This is a genomic window from Amycolatopsis sp. NPDC024027 (assembly GCF_040638975.1).
GTDB lineage: Bacteria > Actinomycetota > Actinomycetes > Mycobacteriales > Pseudonocardiaceae > Amycolatopsis.
The window spans coordinates 37,438-62,485 of the sequence record NZ_JBEZYY010000032.1; the positions used below are offsets into that span (position 1 = coordinate 37,438).

Here is a 25,048-nt window from a genome sequence, read left to right on the forward strand (position 1 = left end):
CCTGAACGCGCTGGCCACCCTGCGATTGCCGACGCCGGACAGGCGACGTTTCCGACACCGTATCGCCTCCAAGCCGGTCTTGCCGTCCACCGGCCACCGGAATGTCGTGAACGGGCAAGTCGTCGCTGCTGGAGGACTCGCCGCGCCGACCAACCAGCCAGGACCGACGCGACAGACGAGCGGGCGAGGGTGCTGTTCGTGCAGGGGACGATCCGCAACCAGGCGCGCTCCTACCCGCGCTTCGACCACCCCGTATGGCTCAGCGCCGGCCCAGGTGCGCACGAAACGGCTCGCCACCTGCACCACCAACTCGTACGGCAGGGACCTGGCCGAACGCCCAGGACGCGCGGGTACCTGGCGACGGCCGAGCCGCTAGGGCGTAGGTCCGCGACGCTGGAGGTGGTCCCCACAATGCCGGTCAGGCTGGTCGCCGACATAGTCCTCGACCACGTCCGGTGCCGTAGTTCCCTCCACCAGCTTGACCAATGGCGCTCAAGTGCCGTCGGCGAGCCGATCGGCGTCGACGCCGAGATGCCGCAACGTCGCGCGTGCGGACGACGTCTTCTCCGCGAGCAGCTCGGCGAGCAGCGCCGAGTCGTCGAGGACCCCGGCCGCGGCTGTCGCCAAGGCCTTCTCCAGCGCCCGCAACGTCCGTGGCGAGAACCGGTCCCACTGCGTTTCACGGGTCAGGGTGAGGCGGTCGAGCGCGTTGGCACCGGCGTCGCCCTGCGCGCGCAACGCGTCGTTCAGCCGGGCGCTGTCCGCGACGCCGAGGCCGTACAGCAGCAAACCCGTGCTGATGACTGTCTTCTGCGTGGCCGCCAGCAGCGCCGCGACCCGGACCGCGACGACGACCCGCGGGGCAAGCCGGTCCGTCCGCAGCCGGCCGGTCCGATCGAACAGCAGGTCGCTGGCCATCTGACGGCGCGGGCCGTCCCCGTTGGTGCCGTCCTCCCGGGAGGACGGCGGCGCTGGGCGGGTAGGCTCCGCCGGCCGTGGCGCGGGCTCAGCCCGGCCCGCCTCCTCCCCCGCCAGCTCGGCCAGCGAGATGTCGAACAGTTTGAGGACCTGGTTCGATGATCCGCCACCGACGGCCAGGAACGCGGAGATCAGGTCGGCGGTCGTGGTCAGCTCGCGGCCGGATTCCTGGGCGCGTTGCTTCGCCTTGGCGAGCACGCTTTCCACCGTGTCGGAGAACCCCACGTCGCCATCGGGTACCGGGGCCGCGGTCGGCCCGATGTCGAGCACGGTCCGGAGCAGTTCCTCGGCGAGCACGAGCCTCTCCGCGCCGGCCGCGTCGACCGCCCGCCCCGCTATGTCCTCAGTGGACAGCAGCTCGGCGAGCAGGTCCATCGAGGTGACCACGCCGCGGCCGGCCGCGCGCCGGACCGCTTGCGCAAGCACCGCGCTCGCGCCCGGGTCCATCCGGGGATCGCCCTCCGGGACCGGCTTGACCACCGGGTCACCGGCGGAGACCCGCACCGAAGGGTCGCCGTACAGCACGAAAGCCGCCCAGTCGACGCCCTTGGGCCGCACCAACGAGCGCCGGGCCGAGCGGATCGCCGCACCGGCGGACGAACCACCGGTCAAGTCGGCGTAGAAGCGCTCCGCGAACAGGCGGGCCGGTTCCTCCGCGACCGGATAACGGGTCCCCACCACGATCTTCGCGCCGACGACCATGAACGCCACACACAGGTTCGCGATGCGGTCGGCGGACGCGCAGCCGTTGATGAACACGATCGGCGGCGCGCCGGTGTTCGCGATCGGCGCCAGCGCGCGCCCGTCGAGCAGTTCGTCGCCGTGCAGCCGGAGCCCGACGTGCTTGGTGCCGAAGGGCACCGCCACGTGTCCGCAGTAGTGCAGCAGGTCGTAGCCGCCGGAGGCCAGCTCGTCGACCACCCGCAGCAGGGTCGCCTTTTCACCGAGCACGAGCGTGCACTCGACCCCCTGGCCGCCGAGCCAGCCCGCCAGCTGTTCCGCCTCGTGCCGCGCGGACGCCAAGTCGCCGTTGGGATCGCCGACGATCAGCGCCTTGGCGATGGTGCGGATGGTCCGGCCGCCGACGACCCGGCTGGTGACGAAGGTCCGCTTGCCGATGTCGTGGGCGAGGCCGAAGAATTCCGTGCCATCGTGCAGCAGTTCCCACGGCACGAGCGACTCGTTGGTGCGGACCAGAAGCGGCCCCTCGACTTCGCGGAGGCGCCGGGCGAGGTCGGGGATGGTGCCCGCCAGCCGCGGGAACAGGTTGTCGTAGAGCAGCTGACCGGTCCCCGCGAGCTGGGCCGCCGGGTCCGCGGTGACGGGCGTCGGGCCGAGGGCGTCCTCGACGATCGAGTCGATCTTGCCGCACAGCCGACGGACCAGCGCGGGCGACGGCTCGACCGAGTACTCCTGTTCGAGCGGACCGGCGCCTTCTTCCTGGGACGACCGCAGCTCGTACTCGAAGGTCGTGGTCAGGTCGCCGTCGCCTTCCTGCATCCGCACGATCAATTCGGCCACGGGCGCTACTCACCCCCGCAGACACGGCGCACGAACGCCTCGACCATCAGGTCCTCGTTGCGCGAGGACAGCCCGGTGATCTTGATGCTCGCGTCGCCGATGGTGAGGTCGATGCTGCGCTGCGGGCGTCCCGCCAGCCAACCGCGCAACGTGCTGATCACCCGGCCGACCAGGCCGAGGGTCGGGGCCAGGTTCGCGACCACGTCCGCGACCCCGTCCTCCGTGCCGCGCGTGTTCGGCCGCGGCGCACCCACCACCGGCAGCTCGGCGTCGGCGACCCCGCTCTCGCGCAGGAGCTTTCGCAAGGCGAGCAGATCCTGGCGAGTATCTCGATCATTCCCGGCGCTGCCGCCGAGTCGGAGATCGAGCCGCGAGACGGAGGGCTTCCCTTTTCCCGAAGGCGGCCCGTCCGCCGCCGGGTGCGTGGTACGGTCCGATTCGGGGAGGGTCATGGTCGGAAACGTACCATCCGCACGCGGCTCGTCGACAAAGCGGATCACGCCTCGCTGTCACCTTCACCCGACCGCGGAACCAGAACCCGCTAACATGGTGATCTCATTCGAGGAAAAGTGATCGGTGTTGTTCGAGAGCGGAATCTTCACACCCGAGGTGCTCGGCGACGAGCGGACCGCAAACGTCCTGCTCGCGGCGGTCGATGCTGCGTCAATAGTACATCCGAGTGATTTCCTGCATGCCGCGATTACCAGTGGTGACCCGAAAATCTTCTCCGCCCTCTCGACCGCGCTGGCGGACGGCGCCCGCCCCGCACACATTCTCAAGATCATTGATGTCTACCACCCGCGCGAACCGTCTCCGCATTTCGACGGGAAACGTGAACGCTTCTCCGCCGACGCCCTCGACATACTCGACGAGTTCGCCGCGGAGTTCGCGAAGGACCGCGAACTGCTGCGCGAATCGACGCTGGAACTGTTTGTCGCAACAGTTCTGTCACACCTCGATGAAGACGACCGGAAGCACCTGACGATCCTCGACGCGGAAGCCGCGGTGAAAGCGCTGCGGGCCGGGCTCGGCACTGATCCGCCCGCGCCGTTGTTCGACAGTGCGTCCGGCCGGCTGCGGTCGGAGGAGTTCACCGAATCCGCCTGGGCAACCCTGGAACGCGCCGCCGCGGAGGCCACCGCGCTCGGCTACGACCTCGTGCTGCCGCCGCACTGCCTGCTCGCACTCCTCGGTGAGACCGAGGGCCTCGCCGAACGGCTGGTGCGGCTGCAGGCCCCGCCGGACGTCGGCCCCGCCAGGGTCGCGGCGGCCGTCGCCGACGCCTTCCGCCTGGCGGGCGGGAAACAGGGCCGGCTCGGGCTGCGCCGCGCGGACCTCGGCGAGACGCTCACGGCCTTGCTGCGGGTCGCGCAGCGGACGGCGCGGGTCTGGGGTGCGGCGCGGATCGACACCCCGCACCTGCTGTCCGCGGTCCTGCACGACCCGCCCGCACGGCTCGTTTCGGTCCTGGAGCGGGAGCCGGCGCGGCTGGACCTGGCCGGCCTGCGGGCGCACGTGGAAAAGGCACTGCGCGACGGACGCGGCGACACCCCGCACGACCTGCCGCTGCGGCTGCCCGCCGACCTGCTGCCCGCCGAGGACCTCACCTGGCGCGCCCGCGCCGGAGAGCTGCGGCCGGCGCCGCACCTGGACGGGTACTTCGACGCTCTCGCGCGCGGGCTTTACCGCCGCACGGACAACCATGTGCTGGTCACCGGCCCGCGTGGGGTCGGCACCACCACCCTCGTCGGTGAGCTGGCCCGGCGCGCGACGGCCGGTGACATCCCCTTCCTCGCGCGCAAGAGGTTCCTCCGGGTCGACTGCCGCGTGGTGTCGCCGGAGGAGAGTGGGGCGAAGCTCGCCGAGCTGATCGGGTTCGTCAGCGGCCGGACCGATGTCGTGCTCTGCCTCGACGGACTGGGGCCGCTGCTGCGCGCCGGCTCCGACGGCAACCACAAGCTGACCTTGCTCAGCGCGCTGAAGGAACGGCGCGTGCATCTCATCGGCGTGCTCGACACGGCGGACTACGAGGACCTGCTCGCCGGTGACCACGCGCTGCTGGAGCTGTTCACCCGGGTCGAGATGACCGAACCGGGCCGAGATGCGGCGCTCGACATCGCCGCGCGGATCGCGGCCGGTCTCGCCGAGGACTTCGGATTCGACATCGAGGACAAGGCCGTCGAACGCGCGGTCGTGCTGTCGGCCGACTACATCCTCTGCGAACGGCTGCCCGCGAAGGCAGCCAAGGTCCTCCGGCTCGCCTGCGAGGACCTCGACTACGAGCGGACCCAGCTCGGCAGCGAGCGGACCGTGGTCGGCCCGGACGGCGTGGTCGCGGTCGTGTCGCGGCTGTCCGGGCTGCCCGCGCGGCAGCTGTCCGGGCTCGGCAGCGAGGTCGTGGACTTCGACTACGCGCTCGGCGAGGTCGTGGTCGGCCAAGACGAGGCCGTCGCCTCGGTCGCGACCGAACTGCGGCTGATCAAGGCCGGGCTGCGGCCGGGGTCGGTGCTGTTCTTCGCCGGGCTGACCGGCGTCGGCAAGACTGAGCTGGCGAAGGCGCTCGCCCGGTTCTACTCCGCCTCGAAACGGCTCCGGACCTACACGATGGGCAACTTCACCGAAGGCCACATGGTCTCCGGAATCACCGGCGTGGCACCGGGCTACGTGGGCCACGAGCGCGGCGGCCGGCTGGTCAACGACCTCAACACCGACCCGCACTGCGTGTTCCTGCTGGACGAGGCGGAGAAAGCGCACCCGGACATCTGGAAGCCGTTCCTCACCCTGTTCGACGAGGGTTGGATCGAGGATCAGCGCGGGGTGCGGGCATTCGGCGACCGGGCCATCTTCATCCTCACCTCCAACGCGGGCGCCGAGATCATCGCCGAGCTGTCCGCCCGTGGGCTGCCGATGCCGGAGATCGCCAGCGCCGTCAAAGAGCACCTGCCGACGTTGCAGCGGAAGGTGACCCGCGAACCGGTCTTCCCGCCCGAGTTCCTCGCCCGGATCAGGAAGATCATCGTGTTCAAGCCGCTCGACGAGGCGGCGATGGCGGGCATCTGCCGCAAGCAGCTGGAACAGCGGACGCGGTTCTGGGCCGACAAGCGGGAGAAAGAGCTGGTGGTGCCCGACGAGCTGGTCGCGCACATCGCGCGGCTGAGCCACGCGGAGAACACCGCGTCCGGCGGCCGGGAGGGCGGCCGGATCGTCGACAAGAAGATCGCCGACCTGGTCGACGAGGCCGTGGTGCGCGAGGCCGAGCTCCAGCCGGAGGCGTACCGGGCGTGCCACCGGATCGAGCTGACGTTCGCGGCTCCCGGGCCGCGTCTGCCCGGCGGGCCGCGGCCCGCGGCGAGGGTGTCGGTCGTCTTCGGCGCACCCGCCGGCACCGGAGACGCGCGGTCATGAGGCCGCCGAGCGGGGACGCCGCGATGCGGGCGTTCGTGGGCGCGACGCTGTGCGGCCGGTACCGGCTGCTCGAACACCTCGGCTCCGGCGCCTTCGGCAGCGTGTTCCTCAGCGACCAGTACGTGCTCGGCGTGCCGATGCGCCGGGTCGCGCTGAAACTGTCCCGGCGAACGCGGCTTTCGGACGAAGACGCGCGTGAAGTGCTCGCGGACGCGTTGCTGCTGGCCGAGGCGATGGACTCGATCACCGACGCGCGCAGCAGGCAGCACTTGGTGCACGTGTACGACGCGGGCATCACCCCGGGCGCGGAGGCACGCGGGTACCTCGCGATGGAACTGGTCCGGGGCAGCACCCTCGAGGACCAGTTCGCGTCGCTGGCGAAGACCCCCTCGCCGCTGCTGATGAAATGGATCGGGCAGGTCTGCCTGGCGCTGCGCGGCCTGCACTCGCTCGACCCGCCGATCCTGCACCGTGACCTCAAGCCGTCGAACGTGCTGCTCGGAGCGGACAACACGGTGCGGCTGGTGGACTTCGGGCTGTCCGCGAAGATGCTCCACCTCGGTTACGCGCCGGGTGTCGCGGGCACGCTCGCGTACATGGCACCGGAGACGTCGCGCGGGCGCAGCACGCCCGCCTCCGACGTCTATTCGGTGGGGCTACTGACCTACGAGGGGCTGACCGGCCGGCACCCGTTCCGCGGTCTCGTGCCGCCGGTCGAGCTGCCCGACGCGCTCTACCCGGATTGGCTGCACGAGGCGAAACGCCAGTACCGCCCGCTACCGCCGTCGGCACTGAACAACACCGTCAGCTCGGCGCTCGACGCGATCGTCCTGCGGTGCCTCGAATTCGAGGCGGACGACCGGTTCGCCGGCGCGGCCGAGCTGCTCGTCGCGCTCGACGCCCGAGAGCTGCCGTCGCGACCGGCGGACCAGGCAACGAGTTTGCCGAAGGAGGACCACTTCCTGCTGCTCCGAGACCAGGGCGAGGCCTTCGCCGCCGCAGGCCGGCACGAGCGCGCCGCCGGGGCGTTCGCCGAGGCGTGGGGGCTGACCGCGAACGCTGTCATCCTGCGTACGACACACGAGCGTGCCGCGCTGCTGCAGCGTGCGGCCGATTGCTACCGCTTGGCGGGCAACACGTTCCAAGCTCGGCGCTACGACGCACTGCGCGCGAAGGAACTGGGGGACGGCCGGTGATCCCGCGTCGACGCCGGTTCGGCTTCCTCACCCGCCGCGGCCGTCTGTGCAACCAGTGGGCGGCCGGGTTCGCCGAGCAGGACCCGCGCTTGGCGCTCGACCGGCTGCGCGGGGTTCTGGCCGAGTTCGACCGGCGGCCGGCGTCGTACCACGACCTGTGGCCGGCGTTTCTGGGATCCCTGTTCCGTAGTCGTCTGCTGTGGGCGCTCACCCCGGCCGATCTGGCCCGGTTCGAGCGGACCGGCCTGCGGATGTCCGAGCTGCCGCGCCCCCACCCGAGCGTGGAACAGTCGTGCGGCCCGATCGTCGCCGCGCACGACACCCGCCGCGAGCCGCAGGCAGCGGCCGCGCTGCTCGCCCGGCTGTACACGGCGCCGGCCACGACGAACGACGAGAAGACGGCCATCGCACGCACGCTCGCGGCGCGCGGCGCCCGCGGCGACCAGCACCTCGCCGTGTACACCGACCACCTGCGCCGCGTCGGTGACCCCGCGACGGAACCGGCGATGTCAGCGCTGCTGGCGGACTGTCTCACCGTCGGCTTCGGGTTTCCCGCCCTGCGGGTCCGACGAGCCGGGGAACTGGCCGGCGCGTTGCGCCACGCCGGTGTGGCGTTGCCCGGTATCGATCTGGCGACCGGCTACTGGTCCCTGCTGACCGGCCGGTATGGCGAGGCCGTCCGGCACCTGACGACCGCGTACGCCGCCAAACCGAACCCGGCGGCACTGGCCGGGCTGCTGTCCGCGCTGCTGCGCGACTGCGACGACGAGCGGATCGCTGCGCTGGCGGTCACGCCCGGCCGCCCCGACACGCCTCTGATCAGCGCGCTGTTCACGTTGAGCGCCACGCTGGCCTGGCTCGAGGACCCGGTCGCGGACGGGCCGGTGCCCGCGACCGCCGCCTGGCTGGCCGGTGCCGGTCTCGGCGAGCCCGCCGGGGACTGGCTGTGGTTCGCCGTCGGCCGGCTGCACCTGCTCGAGGGCGACGCGCGCGCCGCGGCCCGGATTCTGGTGCCGCTGGCCGACGCGCATCCCGAGCGACCGCACTGGCATTACCACGCCGCCTGGGCGCAGGTGCTGCTCGGCGACCGGCACGGTGCACGGCGGCGGTTCGACGCGGCCGGCGACTGGCCGGAGCGCTGGACGCTGGGCTGCCTGCTGATGGACGCCGACCCGTCGTCGGCCAACGTCGTGGTGGGGGAACTCGGCCGGTCCGGGTTGGTCGGCGCGCTGGCCGTGCGGGTCGCGCTCGCCCGGCACCGGAAGCCGCCGCCGTTCGACTGGGACCCGGAGGACGGAACGGCCGAGGAGGCACTCGAGTCGTTGCGCGCCATGCTCGGCCACCGGCTCGCCGGGCGGATGCCGCTCCCCCTCGACGACACGCCGGCACGGCCGATGATGAGACACCTGCCGTTCGCCGAGCAGCTGCTGTGGTCGGCGCTCGCCCACCTGCCCACCGATCGCGGCCGGGGCCGCGCGCTGCTCGACCAGGCGCACAGGCTCGGACACCCGCGGGCCGCGCTCGTGCTGGCCGTGCATCACCTCGAAGAGGGACGGCACGGCGAAGCCCGCGGCCTGCTCGACCGGTTCGCCTGGCGCACCGACCCGGCGATGGCCGTGCTGCGGACGTGGGCCGCGGCGCGCACCGGCGACAAGGAAGCGAAAGACAGGTTGGAAGACCTCGCGGCACGAGGCGATTCCCGTGCGCACTATGCGCTCGGGAGTGTCTACCTCGGACTGTTCGCTCGGTCCACAGCATCCAAAGTGGGCCCTGCGCATCTCTCCGAACGCGCGACGCTGTTCGCTGCGCAAGCGGCGGCCGAATTCCGTACCGCGCAGGCGGATCCGGAGCGCCTGGTTCCCTCGGACGCCGCGATCCTGGAGTTCTGCGCCTGGCTGGCCGCGGGCGAAGCCGACCCGGCCGACGGCGCCGGCGCGTGGGCAACGCTGGAACGCCTGCCGGTCGCCCGGCGGCCGCCGTGGGTGGCGTGGGCTGTCGCGCTGGCCGAGCTGGCCGGCGACCCCGCCGTTGCCGCCCCCGCCACGGCCGAGCAGCTCGTGTCACTGCTGGAAGACGCGGACGGCCCGGCAGCGCCGACGGTGCGCGCTGTCGCGACGGGGCTGTCGCGGGCGGGTCTCGTTGCGGACGGCGACAACGCGCGCGCCGATGCCTTCACCGTTCTCATGGGACGGACAGCACGGCTTGTCCCGGATCCGGAAACAAAACGACTGCACGAAGCCGCCCTCGCCGCGACAGCCCGGCGAACGGGCGCCGCTTCATCCTCGAAAGCAACGCCCATGCTGCTCGTCGGCGCCGAACGCGCGCTGGCTCGCGGAGACACGGCCGACGCGAGCCGGATGCTGCGGCTGGTGACCGCCGAACACCAGCCGGCGCACCGGATCGCACTACTGGTGGCCGACGTCCTCGACGGAAACTCGCCCACCCGGGATGCTTCCGACGCCTTCGCCGAAACGCCGGAACCCACGCCACGAGTCGCACTGGCGCTGCTCGCCGCACAGGCCGCCGCACAGGCCGAACAGGACAGTGCACGAAGTGTCGCCACGCTCGCGCCCGTGCTGCGTGACCGGGACTTGGCCCGCGTCGTCGATGTGCGCAAGAGCCTCCCGCTCCTGTGCGCCGAAGCTGGGAACCGCCGCAACGTCCCGGAATGGCTGACGGAGATGGTGCGCGGCGCCGCGCAGAGCGATGGCCACGGCCTCGATCAGCTCGCCCTCGCGCGCTGCGCGGCCGTGACGGGCGACGAGAAGCTGGCGTCCGCCCTGTGGCGGCGCCTGTTCGACGGAGAGCACACATCGGATACGGGCGACCAGGGGATCCTCGACGAGTACCGGCAGTTGCTGACCCGCCAGGCGGGGCGGGCCATACGGGCGGGTGCGGGGCTCGACGCGGCCCGCAACCTGCGGCTGGCCGCGATGGTGGCGAACGGGCGTCCGCCCGGGTCCACGATCGTCGACGAAGCTGAGCTTGAGGAGCTTCACCGGTTGTTCCTGCGCGCGGTGGAAAGCATGTCCGGCGGTTCGCCCGATGAATTGAAGACCCGTTGGCACGCCGTGATGCGGGTGTTGAACGAGGCACTGCGCGCGAGTGACGAGACCAAGGTGCTGGTGTTCCGGGCGCAGCTGGACGACCTGCTCGCCACGGCCGGCCGGAGGACGTCGTGACCCCCGCCGAGCTGCGCCGGCTGGCGCGGAACCTGGAACTGGAGATCTGCGTCGGACGACTGGTCGCGCGCGTCCTCCCGCAGAGTGGCACCCCCGGACCACCCGAGCAACCGGGCCGGCTCCGGGTGCTCGAAGACGTTGTCGAGAAGAGTCCCGCGCTGTTCGAGGCGTTGCTCGACGAGAACGCCGATGCCATCGAGCTGGGCTGGACGAGGTGCCTCGGCGCTCACGGCGACGACCCGCACTTCCTGCACGCGATCGCCGTGCTGAGCCGTGAGCGCGCGCTGGCGACCGACGACCCGTCCGGCGGGCCGCTGGTGTTCGCGACCGCACTCTGGGCGCTGTTGCTGGGTAGTGACCAGTTCTGGGCGGAGTTCGGCGAACCGGACACCGGCGTGCGTTCGACGCTGCTGGACACCGTGTTCCGCGAGCTGTGCGCGCTGCACGTCACCCTCGGGGGCCGGGCGCTCGCTGCGGGAGCCGCGGACACGGCCCGTCCACACATCGCGATCCTGACCGACTGCCAGGAGGGCACCGCGGCGCTGGTACGGTTCGTCCGCGAGTTCGGCCTGCGCTACCGGCTGACCACCGGTGAACCGCTGATGACTCGGGTGTCGGCGATCGCCCGCGACGCGCTCGGCGGCTGGTGCGCCGACCTGATCCGGGTAGCCACCGATGCCGCGAACGATCCGGACGCGATCGCGAAGCTGCCGGCGGGGATCAAGCAGGACTACTCGAGCGGCCTCGCGGTGCTGTCGCCGTTCGTCGGCGCGGGGGTGCCGGTCGCCCCAGTGCTCAGTTTCGGGTTGGACTGGTACAGCAAATGGTTCTTCGACCTGTACGCCCGCAACGACGAGGCCGAACTCCGCGAGCGACTGGCGTCGGCCGGTGAGTGGGCGGACCGGCTGGTCCCGTTGTGCGACAAGGGACTCGGTCACCTGCCGGGCAACAAGGCCTTGTCGGCGTACTTCATGTTCCGCGGGTACACCGCGGACGACGCCGGGCTGCAGATCACGGAGTACGAGGAGTCGCTCGCCTGGAACCCGGCCAACGGAAACGCCCGCGAACTGCTCCTGCAGGCCCGCACCAGGCCGCACGTCCGCCAAGCCGAGATACTGTACGCGGACGACCGGTACGCCGAAGCGCTGAAGGCGGTGAAGAAAGCACTCACCATCACGCCGGGCCGCGAGGACCTCGTGAAGTTCGAGCGGCACGTGACCGAACTGGTGTCCGAGGAGGCGAACCTGCGCTTCCTGCGAAAGGCGACCGATGCGCTGGTCGCCGGCGACTTCGCCGGTGCTCTCCATGCGGCGGCCAAGGTCGATGCCGGTTCGCCGTTCGCGGAGACCGCACGCAAAATTCAGGCAACCACGCTTTTCCGGCGCGCGGCCGAGCCTTTCAAGAACGACAGGTCCGACTCTAAACCGGAGGAACGCTGGTGATCCGGCAGCAGCTCACCGCTGTCCTTGATGGACATACGGGTTGTCTCCTCGAAGGAACCCGCGACGACGAGGCAGCCCTCTCGGCGGCGGTCGTCCTGGTCATCGGCGGGGTGCGCGCCCTGCTCGGGGAGGCGGGGCTCCTCGAGCAGGGCAACAGCGCGATCAAGGCCAACCGCCGGATCATCGAGCAGCTGGGCGAGGACAGATGAGCGCACGCGCAAAGCAGAACCCGTTCCACGTGCTCCGCCTGCCACGCGAGGCCACCGCCGCGGAAGTCGGCCGCCGCGAGAACGACCTGTGCCTCCGCGGCGAGGACGGACAACTCCTGCGCTGGGCCAGAGAGGAACTGACCGTGCACCCGGCGGTCCGGCGCGTGCACGAGCTGCTCGAGGTGCCCGGCACCGACTACCGCGACGAGCAGGGGCGCAAGTTCGGCAGGCCTGACCGGCCCCGCCCGGTGGATCTCGCGGCGCTCGCCGCGGGTTCGCCGCCGTTGCGCGCGAGCGACTTCGACCTCGGTGCCGTTGTCGGCCTGCTGCTCGACGAGCTGCTCAGCCCACCGGTGGCGGACCTCCGGCCCGCCGCCGCCCCGCCCGTCCCGCCTACGGACGGGCCACCCCCGATGGAGGTACACGATGTCGTCTTCGGCTGAGTCGTCTTCGGCCGAGTCGTTCGGCTGGGCGGCGTTCACCGACCGGCCGGCGCCCGCAACGCTCGAGCTGATCTCACCGGCGTCGGAGTTGCTCGCCGCGCTCGGGCGCAGCCGGGAGCGGCTCGAGGCCGAACGCGCGGCGCACCGGCGGGCGGTCGCCGTCTGGCTCGCGGCCGCGGCCGAGCAGGCCGTGCGCGCGCACCAGCTCGGCGGCCTTCTCGACGAGCACGAGAAGGCCCTCGAGGCAGCCGGGCTCGAGCGGGTGCACTGGCGGCTCGGCATCGTCCAGCGCCAGATGACGACCGCGCTCGACGAACTGGAGCTCAAGGTCGTCGACCCGATCGGCAAGCCGTTCGACGAGACGGAACATCTGGTCGACGTGGCGGGCTGGCTCCCCGGCGCCGAGTTCCCCGCCGAGGTCGTCGCGGAGACGCTGGAGCCGATCGTGCTGCACCACGACGAGACCGTCCGGCGCGGTCGCGTGATCATGGGCCCGCCGCCTACCGGCTCGGACACCCCCCGTACCGACACCAACACCGACGAGGAGACCGCGTGACGAAACAGATCGTCAGCAAGGGGGTCGGTATCGACCTCGGGACCACCAACAGCGCGGTGGCCGTGCTGAACCGGACCGACACCGAAGTCGTCATCCACCGGGACCCGACGTCGAAGTCGCCGACTACCCCGAGCTGTGTGTGGAAGGATCCGCGTACCGGCGAGATCGTGGTGGGGCGCAAGGCGTTCCGCCGCGTCGGCACCGCGCCGGAGCCGATCCGCTCGGTGAAGCGGATGATGGGCAGGCCGGGCACGGTCCTGCTCACAGACGAGCAGGTGTCGCCGGAACGGGTCTCCGCGGCCATCCTCGCCGAGATGAAACGCCAGATCGAAAATGAACTCCTGACGTGGGACACCCCGTCCACGTCATGGGTGGTGGACCGGGCGATCATCACCGTCCCCGCCTACTTCGACCACCCCGGCATCGAGGCGACCCGCGAGGCCGCCGAGCTGGCCGGGATCGAGGTGCTCGACCTGCTGCACGAGCCGACCGCGGCGGCCAGCTACCACTGCTGGAGCACCGGTGTCACCGACGGCACGTTCCTCGTCTACGACCTCGGCGGCGGCACCTTCGACGTCAGTGTCGTGCAGTGCCGGGCCGGCTCGTTCCAGGTGCTCGGCATCAGCGGCAACAACCGGCTCGGCGGTGACGACATCGACACCGCGGTCGCGCTGCGGATCCAGGAACAGCTCGTCCGCGAGGGCTATGCGCTGGAGCTGGACCCCGAGCACGACCCCGAGGACCGGTTGCGCTTCAACCAGCTCCGGTTTCTCGCCGAGGGGGTAAAGAAGGGCCTGTCGAACCAGACCGAGTTCATGATGAGCGACTCGGGCACCTTGCGGGACCGCAACGGTGAGCCGGTCATCATCGAGACGATGTGGGAGCGCGGCGACTTCGAGCGGATCGCCCGTTCGGTCGTCGAGCGCACCATCCCCTACTGCGAGGACGCGATGAAACTCGCCACCGCGCGGGCGGGTATCACGCTCGGCGACGTGGACGAAATCATCCTCGCCGGCGGCTCCACCCACATCCCGCTCGTCCGCGAGCTGGTCACGAGCGAACTGTGCGCCACGACCGGCGATCCGGGCACGCGACCGCTCCGGGCGAAGTGCGCCGAGCCGGTTTACGAGAAGGTGGACACGGTCGTGGCGCTCGGCGCAGCGATCCGCGCCTCGGCCGTCGGCGGCCTCGCCGTCTACGACCGGGACCGGACGGTGCGCGTCTCGTTCCGCGGCACCGGCGTCTCGGATAGTACGACCACCAGCGTCGGCGGGAAGGCCGAGGTGCTGAACCGGCCGGTTGACCTCACCGGCGGGCACGTCCGGCTGACCACCGCGGAGTACGAGGACGAAGCGGACCTGCGCGCGGGTGGTGCGTTCGCGTTCACCGGCGTGCCGATCCAGCCCGGCGCCGAGACAGCGCTGACGTTCGAGGTGTTCGACGCCGCCGGCGACCTGGTCACCACTGCCGGGCGCCCGCTGACCCACCGTGACGACGTACCGGTCAACCCGCCGACCAACGACGCGATCCTGACCAAGGCATTCCTGCTTGAGGTGGAACGCGGCGGCAAGCCGCACCTGAAGGAACTCGTCCCGGCGATGACTCAGCTGCCGGCCAAGGCGGAGTTCACCTTCAGCCATCCGGGTGGCACCGAGCTGGTGTTGTTCCCGCTCTACCAGCGGCGGCGGAAGATCCAGGTGATCGAGGTACCGGTGCCGTCCACGACCCCGCAGGGCACCCCGATCCGGTTCGACGTCGAGATCAACGGGCTCACCATGATCACCGTCCGCGGCGCCGTCGGGGAAACCGCGTTCGACGCCCTCGTGGTGCCGCCGCCCGAGCGGAAGCTGCCGCCGCCGGACGAGGTCTCGGCGCTGGAGCGGACCTTCGCCGAGGCGGTCCGTTACCTGCCGACCGGTGAACGCGCGTTGGCCAAGGTCAAGTGGGCCAAGTCGAAGGAGAGCTTCGAGTCGGCCGCCACCCGCGGCGACGAGCCGCACGCCGTCCACGAGTTCGAGGAGATGGAGGCGCTCGCGGCGGAGATCGCCGACGTCGACGACACGCTGAGCCCGGTGAAAGAGGAATTCGACAAGCTGGTCAAGGACTGCCGGTCGCTCAACGACTACCTGCGGCGCGCAGCGAAGGAGGGTAAGCCGCACGACCACGCCGAGCTGGTGAAGGCCATCGACGCGCAGTCCGACCAGGGTGAGCGCGCCTACCGCGAGGCCGACCAGCGAGGGTACTCGGAAGCCATCCTGATGCTCCAGAACATTCACGACCACCTCGTCGACATCGGGCGCGAAACCATCGAGGACACCCGTTCGCCCGCCGAACGCGCCGTCGGCCTGGTCAAGCAGGTCGCCTCGGAGGCGGCCAGGCTCCTGCGGCTGGCCGAAGCGCAGGAACGGCTCGACTTCCAGGACGAGATCCGGACGGTGCAACGCGAATTGGACGACCTGGGCCGTGACGCGCACGTCAACCCGCAGCGAACCCAGCAGAAGAGCGTCCAGTTGCACCAGCGGCTCGCGCAGCTGGAGGCCATCATGACCGGCACCCACCGCGGACCGGGCGGCGTGCTCGTCCAGGATGAGTCGAAGGGTGTGTAATGCCGGGTAGGCGGAACAAGGGCAAGGCGCGGAAGAGCAAACAACCCAGGCAGGCCCGGAAAGCCCTCAGACCACGGGAGCCCGCTGCGGGCACTGTGGACTCGGCGGCCGCCTTGCCCGCAACGGACAGCGCGGGGGGCCAGGCGCCCGCCGCTGACGCCCCGGAACCACCAACGGCCGTCAGATGTCCGATATCCGGCTGCGAAACGATGAACGCGGCCAGGGCCGATGTGTGCGCCGGATGTGACACCCCGTTGTCCAACCACGCCCGCCTGGCCGCGTACCCGGCATACCTGTTCAACCGCGGTCTCGCCGACGCCCGCGCCGGACGGCTCGCCCGCGCGCGTGACCTGTTCGCCGCGGTAGTTCACTGGTGCCCGCTCGACGTCGAAGCCCGCAATGCCCTCGCGCTGGCCAACTTCGAATTGGGCGACACCGAAGAAGCGCGCCACCACTGGAACGAGGTCGTGACGAAGCAGCCGGACAACCCGTTCGCCACTCAGGGACTCGAACGCCTCCAGGCCCCCGCCCCGTAACCACGCGCCGGTCATTGAGGAAAGGATCACCGGGCCACGCAGACGTCTCCCCTGTCGATCTGCAGTCACGACGACCCAGCCAACCGGAGACCCAGCATGCTCGCTGCACTCACCAGAAGGCATCGCGCTTGCTCCGGACGACGGACGCTACTTAAGTCCCACACCGTCGCAGGACAGTCGCGTCGGGGGGGTCGGCACAGCCCTCTCGGCGGCAGCGAACTCCACGGTAGCTTGTTGCAGCCGAGCGCCGGACTTCGTGAAACAGGGACCAAGCCGGTAGCTGGCCTGCACGGAACGACTTCGTAGTCCGAGCCTTCGCCAGATGGGATTGCAGATCCGAGTGCCGGACCTCAATGCCGGTGCGGCGACCGTCGATCGCCACGTCAAGGATCGGGGTCTGCTGCACGAGTAGGTGACGTCTGAGTTGGCTTGCCGTGATGGTGAGCTGGGAGGATGTCGCTGTGCCCAAGCCCTACCCTCAGGAGTTCCGCGACGATGTCGTGCGGGTCGCCCGTAACCGTGAGCCCGGTGTGACGGTGGAGCAGATCGCCAAAGACTTCGGGGTCCACCCGATGACGCTGTTCAAGTGGCTGCGTCAGGCCGACACCGATGAGGGCACCAAACCCGGTGTGAGCAGGAACGACTCGGCCGAACTGCGCGAAGCGCGCAAGCGGATCAGGCTGCTGGAGCAGGAGAACGAGGTCCTGCGCCGGGCGACGGCGTATCTGTCGCAGGCGAACCTGCCGGGAAAGGCTCTACCCGCTCGTGAGCGAGCTGGCCGCGGACGGTATCCCCGTCGCGGTGACGTGCCGGGTCTTGAACATTGCTCGACAGCCCTACTACCGGTGGCGTGCCAGGCCGGTCACCGCCGCCGAGCTCGAACGGGCATATCGGACGAACGCGTTGTTCGACGCGCACCGCGACGATCCGGAGTTCGGCTACCGGTTTCTGGCCGACGAAGCCCGCGACGCCGGCCTGTCGATGGCGGATCGGACCGCGTGGCGGATCTGCTCATCCATGGGCTGGTGGAGCGCGTTCGGCAGGAAACGCGGCCGCAACGGCAAGAAAGCCGGTCCGCCGGTCCACGACGACCTGGTCCGGCGCGACTTCACCGCCACCGAGCCGAACCAGCTGTGGCTGGCCGACATCACCGAACACCACACCATCGAAGGCAAGCTGTATCTCTGCGCGGTCAAGGACGCTTGCTCCAACCGGATCGTCGGCTACTCCATCGACTCCCGGATGAAATCCCGCCTCGCCGTCACCGCGCTCGCCAACGCCATCGCCCACCGCGACGACGTCGCCGGCTGCGTGATGCACACCGACCGCGGATCGCAATTTCGATCCAGAAAGTTCGTCCGCGAACTCGCTCATCACGGGCTGGCCGGCTCGATGGGCGGGGTCGGCGCCGCCGGCGACAACGCCGCCATGGAAAGCTTCTTCGCATTGCTGCAGAACAACGTTCTCGACCGACGTATCTGGACCACCCGAGCCGAACTCCGGACCGCGATCGTCACCTGGATCGAACGCACCTACCACCGCCGCAGACGCCAAGCCACCCTCGGCCGGTTGACCCCCATCGAATACGAAGCAATCATGACCACGCCGGCCAGCCAGGCTGCGTGACTACCACTGTCACCTACTCGTGCAGCAGACCCAGGGGCCACGCAATGGATTACCTACTAACGGACGTAGACGCCACTCGCTCCGTCGTGTTGATTGTTGAGTGAGTCTGCGTAAAGTTGCGCGCTCCTGGAGGTACTCGTGCGTCGTCTTGTTGGAATGGCCGTCGCGATAGCCGCCTGTACCTCGGTGGTCACCGTCGCCGAAGCCGTCCCCGCCGCAGCCGCGGAGCCGGGTTACTTCGCTGCCCAGCGCGTCGGCGAACGGCCGCCGATGGGCTGGAACAGCTGGAACAGGTTCGGCTGCGACATCAACGAGGACCTCGTCCGCGGTGCCGCCGACGCACTGGTGTCGTCCGGTATGAAGGACGCGGGCTACCAGTACATCAACATCGACGACTGCTGGGCGGAACAGAATCGCACGGCCGAGGGCAAGCTCGAACCCAGCCACGAACGCTTCCCACACGGCATCAAGACCCTCGCCGACTACGTCCACGGGCTCGGCTTGAAGCTCGGCATCTACACCAGCGCCGGCACACTGACCTGCCAGAAGACCATGCCCGGCGCGCTCGACCACGAGGAGGCGGACGCGCAGTCCTTCGCCGATTGGGGCGTCGACTATCTCAAGTACGACAATTGCAACAACCAGGGTCGACCTGCGATCGAGCGTTACACGAAGATGGGCGACGCGATCAAGAAGACCGGCCGCCCGATGATCTACGCCCTCTGCGAATGGGGCGAGAACAAGCCGTGGACCTGGGGGCTCGACGCCGGTGCGCAGCTGTGGCGCACCACCGGCGACATCAGCGACAACTGGGGCAGCATGACCGGCATCCTCGATCAGCAGGTCGGCCTGGAAAAGTTCGCGGGCCCCGGCGGCTGGAACGACCCGGACATGCTCGAAGTCGGCAACGGCGGCATGACCGACACCGAGTACCGGTCACACTTCGCGCTGTGGGCGCTCCTGAACGCGCCGCTGCTGGCCGGGAACGACCTGCCCGCCATGTCGCCCGCCACCAAGGCGATCCTCGAGAACAACGACGTCATCGCGCTGGACCAGGACTGGGCCGGCACACAGGGCCACAAGCTCCGCGACGACGGCGACACCGAAGTCTGGGCGAAGCCGATGTCCGACGGATCGGCCGCGGTAGTGCTCTTCAACCGTGGGTCGGCGAGCACCACCATCAGCACCACGGCGGCGGAACTCGGTCTCGAGGGCCACACCTTCCGCGTCCGCGACCTCTGGACCGGCACGGAAACCGAAACCGCGGGCACCCTCCGCGACGCCGTCGCGTCCCACGACTCGTCCGTCTTCCGGGTCTGGCCGTCGACGCACCCGTCGGCCGCACCGATGACGACACTGGCCCTGCCGGCGCCGGACTACGTGCCCGCCGACCGCCCGCTGACCACCACCCTCCAGGTCACCAACGACGGCAGCACGCCGATCACCCAGCTCCGGGCCACCGTCGCGACGCCCGTCGGCTGGCAGCTCGACGGCCCCGGCACGTTCACGGTTCCGGCCGTACCCCCGGGGAAGTCGTGGCAGCAGCAGATCACGTTCAAGCCGGTGGCGCCGGGTGGCGAGCGCGTCAGGCTGGCGGCCAAAGCCGACTACTTCACCACGTGGGGCAAGCGCGCCTTGGGCTCGGAAGGCACGTCACCGCTCGTCTCCCGCCCGTCGTCAGGCACGACGGCGTTGTCAAAGGCCCCGTGGATGTCGTCCGACAACGGCTGGGGCCCGGTCGAACGCGGCACGAGCAACGGCGAGAGCCAGCCTGGTGACGGCCACCGGATCGCCATCGCCGGAGTCGGCTACGACGACGGCATCGGTGCCCACGCCCCCTCGAGCGTGCGGGTCTACGTCGGCGCATCCTGCACGTCCGTCGGCGCCCTGGTCGGGATGGACGACGAGAACTCCGGGGGCAGCGTGGGGTTCCGCATCCTCGGTGACGGCAAGGTACTCGCCGCGACGGGCGTCATGCACCCCGGAGACAAGGCACAGGCGCTGTCCGCGCAGCTGACCGGCGTCCAGGTGCTGGAACTGTCGGTGACCGACGCCGGCGACGGCAACACCAACGATCACGCCGACTGGGCGAACGCCACGATCACCTGCTGAGGCCGGCAGCAGCCGCCCGGTTTCCGATACCTGGCACCAGAAGGTGGTGCCCAGAATGGAATCCGTCCGATCGAACGCCGAGCAATACGAGAACATCGCTTCGAATAGACTTTTCCCAGCGCCCATCCACATCGATATGTGTCGGCACGTGCTCTTCGAGATCATCGGCGACACTTACGCCAAGGGTTCGTGCTTGTAGCCAGTTGATCGTCCGAGGCGCAAGGTAACCGCCGGGGGGCTCGAACACATGTTCGTAGCATCCCTGCGGTAACTGCTCAGGTCGTTTCGATAGTTGTTGGTAGCCAGGGGTTTCCGGTGATGGCGTCGCGGAGTGCAGTGATGACGTGTAGGCCGTTCTTGCGGACGGTGGAGATGTAGCCGCGGACCCGCAGCCAGGCGTAGGCGCCGTGTTGAGTGCGCCAGCCGCCGGAGATTTTCAGCTGGGCCTTGATCATCCGTAGGTCGCGTTCGGCTTGGTTGTTGGTGAACGGGACGGTGAGGTCGCGGGCGAAGAGCAGGACTTGGTGCGGGCAGTCGCGTAGACGCACCAGCAGGTTCCGGGTCTTGCTTTGCTTGCGACCCTGATCCGGTGGGTGCAGCAGCAGGCCAAAATGGACGGTGCGGACGAACCTCGAGAGCAACGGATCAACGATGTGTGCGGGTATCGCGGCCAGGCCGGCGTCTCGTACCACATGAGCAGCAGTGTTGAGCTTTTCGAGAGTCTTCATGGCGATTCCGGGCCAGGTATGCTCCGGAAAAGCCTCGCCGGCTGCGACCAGCTCGCGGAGGTGGTGGGCGTTGCAGCGGGCGTGGTTGCGTCCGAAGTCTTGATACGACATGAGGCCGTCATGGACCGCGACACCGCGGAACTGGATGAGGATCCCGAACTCGTCCATCGCCTCACCGCCGCGCTGGGGATGCGGCAGGTAGGCGATGAGATGGGGCGTGCAGGCGACGTGCAGCCACCAGTTCATTCCTTCGACTCGGATGCCGGTCTCGTCGAAGTGTGCCACCGGCGCTGCCCGCAGCGCCTGCTCGACCCGCTCGGCGAACTCCTCGAGGTTGGCGGCGACCGGGGTGAGAGCACCGGGGACCCAGCCGGTTGACACCGGCAGTCCGAGCAGGTCCGCCAGCAGCTGCGCTGTCCGCGCGACCGGGATGTGCCGGTAGGTCGGCAGATCGACCGCCAACGCGGTCACGTTCGATCCGTAGCACGCGGGCGCGGTCGCCTCGGGCGGGGCGGCCGCGGTCGTGATGTGGCGGCAACCGCGGCACCGCATCCGGTGCAGGCGATGCTCGGTCACCGACGGGCGCACCGGCGGCAGGTCCACGACCTGCCGCCGGATCATCCCCGCACGACGAGCCCGGCGTAGACCCGCGCCACACCCCGAGCACGTCGACGGAGCATGGTCGACGATGGTGTCCGGGTTCTCCAGCAGGGACAGGTTCGCTACGGGCGCGCCGGGCTGCTTGCCCTGTTTACGTCCGGTTTTGCCGCGCAGTGACTTGGGGCGGGTTTGCCGAACCTGTCCGAGGATGGTGGCATCGAGGAGTTGTCCGAGTTCTTGCCCAAGCGGCGCTTGAGGGCGGCGACTTCGGCCCGCAATGCGGTGATCTCATCCCGCGCACGCGCGAGCTCCACCGCCTGCGCTGCGACCAGCGCGGCTAGCTCGTCATACGACGGACGAACACCTTCTCCCACAACAAGATCATCCCACAGACCGCTCACAGCCCGGAAAGGGTCTGAACAGTCACCCCTGCGCAGGATGCGTGTTCATGCGACCACCATAGCTTTGCATCATGATCCGGCGCCAACTGGATTGCGACTGCCTTCGCAGACCTCGCCCCATCGAGAACACACGCGTACTGCCGGACACAGTCCCTCCGCCACATGCGGCGAGTGACCACCTGCCGCCAACACTTCGCATCGCAATCTGCATCCGACGATGAGACGACGGGACAGATCCATGGCCACATGCCGATGGGCGCCGCTCAGAGGAAGTTGCTGTCGGCGGCGAGATCCCGAAAGCTGATACCAGCCTGGAGGGCGACAGCCCTTCACAGTGAGCCAACGACCTGGCCGGCGGAGCTGCCATTGGATTCCGCTTCGACGTCCGCTCGGGCATAAACCGCCGCCTCGTTGAGGCGGCAACTGTGGGGGTCATCAGCGACAGTTGGCAACGAAAATGAACACTGCAGCAAGGGCGGGACGGTGCAAGTTCTACTTGAGCGGACCACTTCGATAGCGAGTCAGGACGTACGAGCCTGCTGCGCCGCCCGCCGACAACCGGTCACCGTCCGGTGCAAGCGAGCACGTCAACAACTGGCTGTCGACGGCAAGACCGGATGTGCGCCGTCCGGTCGACGTCTCCCAGCACAGGATCGATCCGTTCATGGTTACGGCGACCACCTGCCCGCCATCGGCGGACACTTCGACGTCCAAGACTGCAGACTGGTCACCGTTGAAGACGTGCTGGAGTTGCCCGGACGGCGTGTACACGGACACCGTGCCGTCGAGACCGCAGCAGGCGAGAACGTCGGCCGACCAGCGAACGCCGCTGATGCCCATCTCGTGCCCGCCGATTTTCCGGATGACCCGGTCACGCAGGCGGATCAAGAGCAAGTCGGTGCCTGCAGCCACGGCCAGCTCGCCGCCGTGCGGCGCGAAGGCCATCCCGGTGATGTGACCGGCCACCCGTATCCGGTCCACGGCCTGCCACGAGTCTGTTCGCCACAGCTGAACGTTCTCCAGGCCGCCGACCGCCGCGCTGTGCCCGTCGGTGCTCCAGGTGACCTGCCCGTTCTCCCAGGATACGTCCCGGGAGATCAGCCGGCGTTCGCCGCGGTCGAAGTCGATCAGGGTCAATGCCCCGCTGTGGTCGACGACGAGCAGACCACGTGCGTCGGGTGCCCACGCGATCGAGCGAACTTCGCCGCCGCTGAGGTCGAGGCTGGTCCCGGGCCAACCGAACCATGCTGGTGGGGTGAAGGCTCTCTCGTCGGGATGCCGGGTTCGTCTTCCACTGGTGGCGAACAGGAGAACCGCGCCGGTCGCGGTGCCCGCGGCGATCGTTGCTCCGTCCGGAGACCAACGTACCGAGTTGACGCGCGTCCAGAACTCGCCGGCGCTGTCGTATCCGGGTCCCGCAGGTCGCCACGGGCGCACCGAGGCGTGGTGCCGGAGGTCGCCGGTCACCTGCCAGACGCGCACCGAGGACTTTCCTTGTGCTACGGCCAGCCGACCGGCTTGCTCGTCAGCCGCCATGGCTCTGACGAGTACCGATCTGCCCGGCAACGACTCGCTCTCCTGCACGTCGTAGGCCGGGGACTCCTGCGCCTCGACCGACCAGATGCGAACGACTCCGTCCTGGTCACCGGTGATGAGGATCCGGCCGTCGGCCAGCCAGGTCACCGCCCTGATCCAGCTTCGGCCGGTATCGACGCGCGTGACCGATCGGGTCGTGACGTCAAGCAGAGTGATGAGGCCGGAACCGCCCGTCACGGCGATCACCGTCCCGTTCGGGTGCCACGCCAGCGCCCCCGTCACGACTGCGTTGGCCGCGTTCACGGACACCGGCACGTCGCCGTCCCCGCGACGGAGTTGGTCATGGTCGCCCGGCAACGCCTGCGCGTCGGCGCCAGCCACGCCGGAAGGATCGTCACCGTCATCGCCGAGGACACCCACTTCCGGATCCTCGACGGCGAGACCGAGCTCGCCATCCACTGTCCTGGCTTCCGGCCACAGCGACCGCCGGTAGTTGACATCGAACGAGACGGGGTGCCACGGTTGCGACGGACGGCTCATCCGGCGACCTCGGTCAGCCCGCGGCTGCCGTTGCCTCGACAGCTGCGACGGCACCGCCACAGCTGGTTAGTTGCAACATGATGTTGCGGGGGCGAACTGCGGTGCCGCGGCCGCAGCTGGGCGCTACGACGTCACGGAGCTCCAGATGGCCGAAGCCTTCCTCCTCTCGGTGAGGCCGCGCCACCGGCGGTGGACACACAGACCTTGAGCTCGGCGCCGGGCGAGGCGCCGGCGGTGAGCAGGACCACACCCGGTTGCGGAGGCGGCCGGCCAACCTGCGTTCCATTTGCGGCTGGATGCCGCGAGCGACCTCCGAGCCGAGCACGACCAGGTCGAAGCCGTCGACCAAGGCCGACAGCACTGCGGCAACCTCCGCCCCCGGGCACGGCACTCGCGCGAGCCGGTCGACGTCGACGCCCAGCTCCGCCGCCGCCACGCCGGCGTTGACATGCCAGTAATTGTCGCCCACGATCCATCGCGGGTCGCCTCGGCCAGCAAACGACAGAACCAAGGCGATCGAGCCGACGACCGACATCGTGCTACCGCGCCGCAGACCGCCCGGCAGCAGTCCGGCTAGTGCCGGTGCTACCGCCAGGACATCGGTCGAAGCGGAGGTGTCAAGACTCGGCTCGCCGAGCTGGGCGGCCATGCGGACGCCCGGAATCGCCGCGAGTCCGGCCACCGCTTCCGGCACCGCCACCACGCACCTCCAGCACCACGAGCACGCACCGGCGACCCGTAGGCACGGGACTGAGCCTGCCAGATATGTGTTGCTAGGGACTTGAACCCACAGAGTGTCCGAGGACCGAGTTGATCCATAACCCCACCCTGAAATTCATCACCGACCTGCAGCTCGAGTGACAGCGTCGGTTGGCGAACTACACGGTTCGGACGACAGAACCATCGGCCACGACGCATCTGACCCTTCATCGTCGTCCATCAGACCGGTCGGGAGACGCCTTCGAGGGCGGTGATGAACGAAGAGACCCCATGCTCGACCGTCGTGCACCCGCAATCGCTTCCTCGTCGCTTTCATCCGCCGACTCTGTTCAGCGGGCCTCATGGCGATGGCGCGCAGGATCGCGTCCTTCAGGTCGTCGGTGTCGTTCGGATTCACCAGGACGGCTTCGCCGAGTTCGGCCGCAGCCCCAGCGAATTCACTCAGTACGAGGACCCCTCTGTCGTCGACGCGGCTTGCGACGTACAGGACGTCGGCGGCTCGGTACAGGCACACGACTCCGTCGAAGTCGAGCACGCTGTTCGTGTACCGCAGCACTGGCCCGCCCATCCGGCCATAGCTGCCGTTGAGGTGCCCGGCCGGCCGATCCACGCGTTCGCGCAGGTTCGCGTACCTCGCGATACGTTCCCTGCTCAAGGTAGCGCGGGAACAAACGGCAGGTCAGCGAACCATGGTCGAGTTGTGGCACGGTA

The 25,048-nt window shown here is 69.5% G+C and carries 18 protein-coding genes; 11 read left to right on the forward strand and 7 right to left on the reverse strand.

Annotated features, from left to right (window positions below; translation table 11 throughout):
* Window positions 1-492: 492 nt before the first annotated feature.
* A complete protein-coding gene (locus AB0F52_RS46040) occupies window positions 493-2,499 on the reverse strand; it encodes a CHAT domain-containing protein (RefSeq protein WP_360185086.1) in 2,007 nt (668 codons plus the stop codon).
* A gap of 5 nt (window positions 2,500-2,504) precedes the next feature.
* Window positions 2,505-2,951, reverse strand: coding sequence for a hypothetical protein (locus tag AB0F52_RS46045; protein WP_360185189.1), 447 nt, complete (start codon window positions 2,949-2,951; stop codon window positions 2,505-2,507).
* A gap of 127 nt (window positions 2,952-3,078) precedes the next feature.
* On the opposite strand from AB0F52_RS46045, the gene AB0F52_RS46050 reads away from it, so the two are divergent.
* From AB0F52_RS46050 to AB0F52_RS46100, 11 genes are all read left to right on the forward strand, one after another.
* Window positions 3,079-5,904 carry an AAA family ATPase gene (locus tag AB0F52_RS46050; RefSeq protein ID WP_360185089.1) on the forward strand — a complete coding sequence of 942 codons (2,826 nt, stop codon included), beginning with the start codon at window positions 3,079-3,081 and terminating at the stop codon, window positions 5,902-5,904.
* Window positions 5,901-7,100, forward strand: a complete 1,200-nt coding sequence (locus AB0F52_RS46055) for a serine/threonine-protein kinase (RefSeq protein WP_360185092.1) — start codon at window positions 5,901-5,903, stop codon at window positions 7,098-7,100. The genes AB0F52_RS46050 and AB0F52_RS46055 overlap by 4 nt, the downstream gene beginning before the upstream one ends.
* Window positions 7,097-10,282 (forward strand): hypothetical protein, encoded by a 3,186-nt coding sequence (locus AB0F52_RS46060; RefSeq protein WP_360185095.1) that lies wholly within the window; start codon window positions 7,097-7,099, stop codon window positions 10,280-10,282. The genes AB0F52_RS46055 and AB0F52_RS46060 overlap by 4 nt, the downstream gene beginning before the upstream one ends.
* Window positions 10,279-11,724 carry a hypothetical protein gene (locus AB0F52_RS46065; RefSeq protein WP_360185098.1) on the forward strand — a complete coding sequence of 482 codons (1,446 nt, stop codon included), beginning with the start codon at window positions 10,279-10,281 and terminating at the stop codon, window positions 11,722-11,724. The genes AB0F52_RS46060 and AB0F52_RS46065 overlap by 4 nt, the downstream gene beginning before the upstream one ends.
* Entirely contained in the window at window positions 11,721-11,933 is a 213-nt protein-coding gene (locus tag AB0F52_RS46070; protein WP_360185101.1) for a hypothetical protein, read from the forward strand. Before AB0F52_RS46065 ends, AB0F52_RS46070 begins: the two co-directional genes overlap by 4 nt.
* Window positions 11,930-12,376, forward strand: coding sequence for a hypothetical protein (locus AB0F52_RS46075; protein WP_360185104.1), 447 nt, complete (start codon window positions 11,930-11,932; stop codon window positions 12,374-12,376). Before AB0F52_RS46070 ends, AB0F52_RS46075 begins: the two co-directional genes overlap by 4 nt.
* Entirely contained in the window at window positions 12,360-12,932 is a 573-nt protein-coding gene (locus AB0F52_RS46080) for a hypothetical protein (protein WP_360185106.1), read from the forward strand. Before AB0F52_RS46075 ends, AB0F52_RS46080 begins: the two co-directional genes overlap by 17 nt.
* Window positions 12,929-15,538 carry an Hsp70 family protein gene (locus tag AB0F52_RS46085; RefSeq protein WP_360185109.1) on the forward strand — a complete coding sequence of 870 codons (2,610 nt, stop codon included), beginning with the start codon at window positions 12,929-12,931 and terminating at the stop codon, window positions 15,536-15,538. Before AB0F52_RS46080 ends, AB0F52_RS46085 begins: the two co-directional genes overlap by 4 nt.
* Window positions 15,539-15,792: 254 nt before the next feature.
* Complete coding sequence (locus AB0F52_RS46090) at window positions 15,793-16,074, forward strand: tetratricopeptide repeat protein (RefSeq protein ID WP_360185112.1); 282 nt, start codon at window positions 15,793-15,795, stop codon at window positions 16,072-16,074.
* A gap of 461 nt (window positions 16,075-16,535) precedes the next feature.
* Window positions 16,536-17,700, forward strand: a protein-coding gene (locus AB0F52_RS46095; RefSeq protein WP_360185115.1) for an IS3 family transposase whose coding sequence is annotated in 2 segments (ribosomal slippage) — window positions 16,536-16,820 and window positions 16,822-17,700 — 1,164 coding nt in all. Because the reading frame shifts where the segments join, the coding sequence is not laid out codon by codon here.
* A gap of 156 nt (window positions 17,701-17,856) precedes the next feature.
* Complete coding sequence (locus AB0F52_RS46100) at window positions 17,857-19,812, forward strand: NPCBM/NEW2 domain-containing protein (RefSeq protein ID WP_360185118.1); 1,956 nt, start codon at window positions 17,857-17,859, stop codon at window positions 19,810-19,812.
* A gap of 275 nt (window positions 19,813-20,087) precedes the next feature.
* On the opposite strand, the gene AB0F52_RS46105 is transcribed toward AB0F52_RS46100, so the two are convergent.
* The 5 genes from AB0F52_RS46105 to AB0F52_RS46125 form a co-directional block, all read right to left on the reverse strand.
* Window positions 20,088-21,350 carry an IS66 family transposase gene (locus AB0F52_RS46105; protein WP_360185191.1) on the reverse strand — a complete coding sequence of 421 codons (1,263 nt, stop codon included), beginning with the start codon at window positions 21,348-21,350 and terminating at the stop codon, window positions 20,088-20,090.
* Window positions 21,263-21,541: a DUF6444 domain-containing protein gene (locus AB0F52_RS46110; RefSeq protein ID WP_360185121.1), complete on the reverse strand. Its 279-nt coding sequence runs from the start codon at window positions 21,539-21,541 to the stop codon at window positions 21,263-21,265. The genes AB0F52_RS46105 and AB0F52_RS46110 overlap by 88 nt, the downstream gene beginning before the upstream one ends.
* A gap of 492 nt (window positions 21,542-22,033) precedes the next feature.
* Window positions 22,034-23,617 carry a WD40 repeat domain-containing protein gene (locus AB0F52_RS46115; RefSeq protein ID WP_360185124.1) on the reverse strand — a complete coding sequence of 528 codons (1,584 nt, stop codon included), beginning with the start codon at window positions 23,615-23,617 and terminating at the stop codon, window positions 22,034-22,036.
* Between the two features lie 13 nt (window positions 23,618-23,630).
* Window positions 23,631-24,317, reverse strand: a complete 687-nt coding sequence (locus tag AB0F52_RS46120; RefSeq protein ID WP_360185127.1) for a hypothetical protein — start codon at window positions 24,315-24,317, stop codon at window positions 23,631-23,633.
* Window positions 24,318-24,455: 138 nt separating this feature from the next.
* A complete protein-coding gene (locus AB0F52_RS46125) occupies window positions 24,456-24,992 on the reverse strand; it encodes a trehalose-6-phosphate synthase (RefSeq protein ID WP_360185130.1) in 537 nt (178 codons plus the stop codon).
* Window positions 24,993-25,048 lie beyond the last annotated feature (56 nt).

What these genes read in the sequence shown, in the direction of transcription:
- AB0F52_RS46115 (WP_360185124.1), bottom strand. Translation starts at nt 23,617, where the DNA reads ATGAGCCGTCCGTCGCAACCGTGGCACCCCGTCTCGTTCGATGTCAAC.
- AB0F52_RS46055 (WP_360185092.1), top strand. Translation starts at nt 5,901, where the DNA reads ATGAGGCCGCCGAGCGGGGACGCCGCGATGCGGGCGTTCGTGGGCGCG.
- AB0F52_RS46080 (WP_360185106.1), top strand. Translation starts at nt 12,360, where the DNA reads ATGTCGTCTTCGGCTGAGTCGTCTTCGGCCGAGTCGTTCGGCTGGGCG.
- AB0F52_RS46075 (WP_360185104.1), top strand. Translation starts at nt 11,930, where the DNA reads ATGAGCGCACGCGCAAAGCAGAACCCGTTCCACGTGCTCCGCCTGCCA.
- AB0F52_RS46045 (WP_360185189.1), bottom strand. Translation starts at nt 2,951, where the DNA reads ATGACCCTCCCCGAATCGGACCGTACCACGCACCCGGCGGCGGACGGG.
- AB0F52_RS46100 (WP_360185118.1), top strand. Translation starts at nt 17,857, where the DNA reads ATGGCCGTCGCGATAGCCGCCTGTACCTCGGTGGTCACCGTCGCCGAA.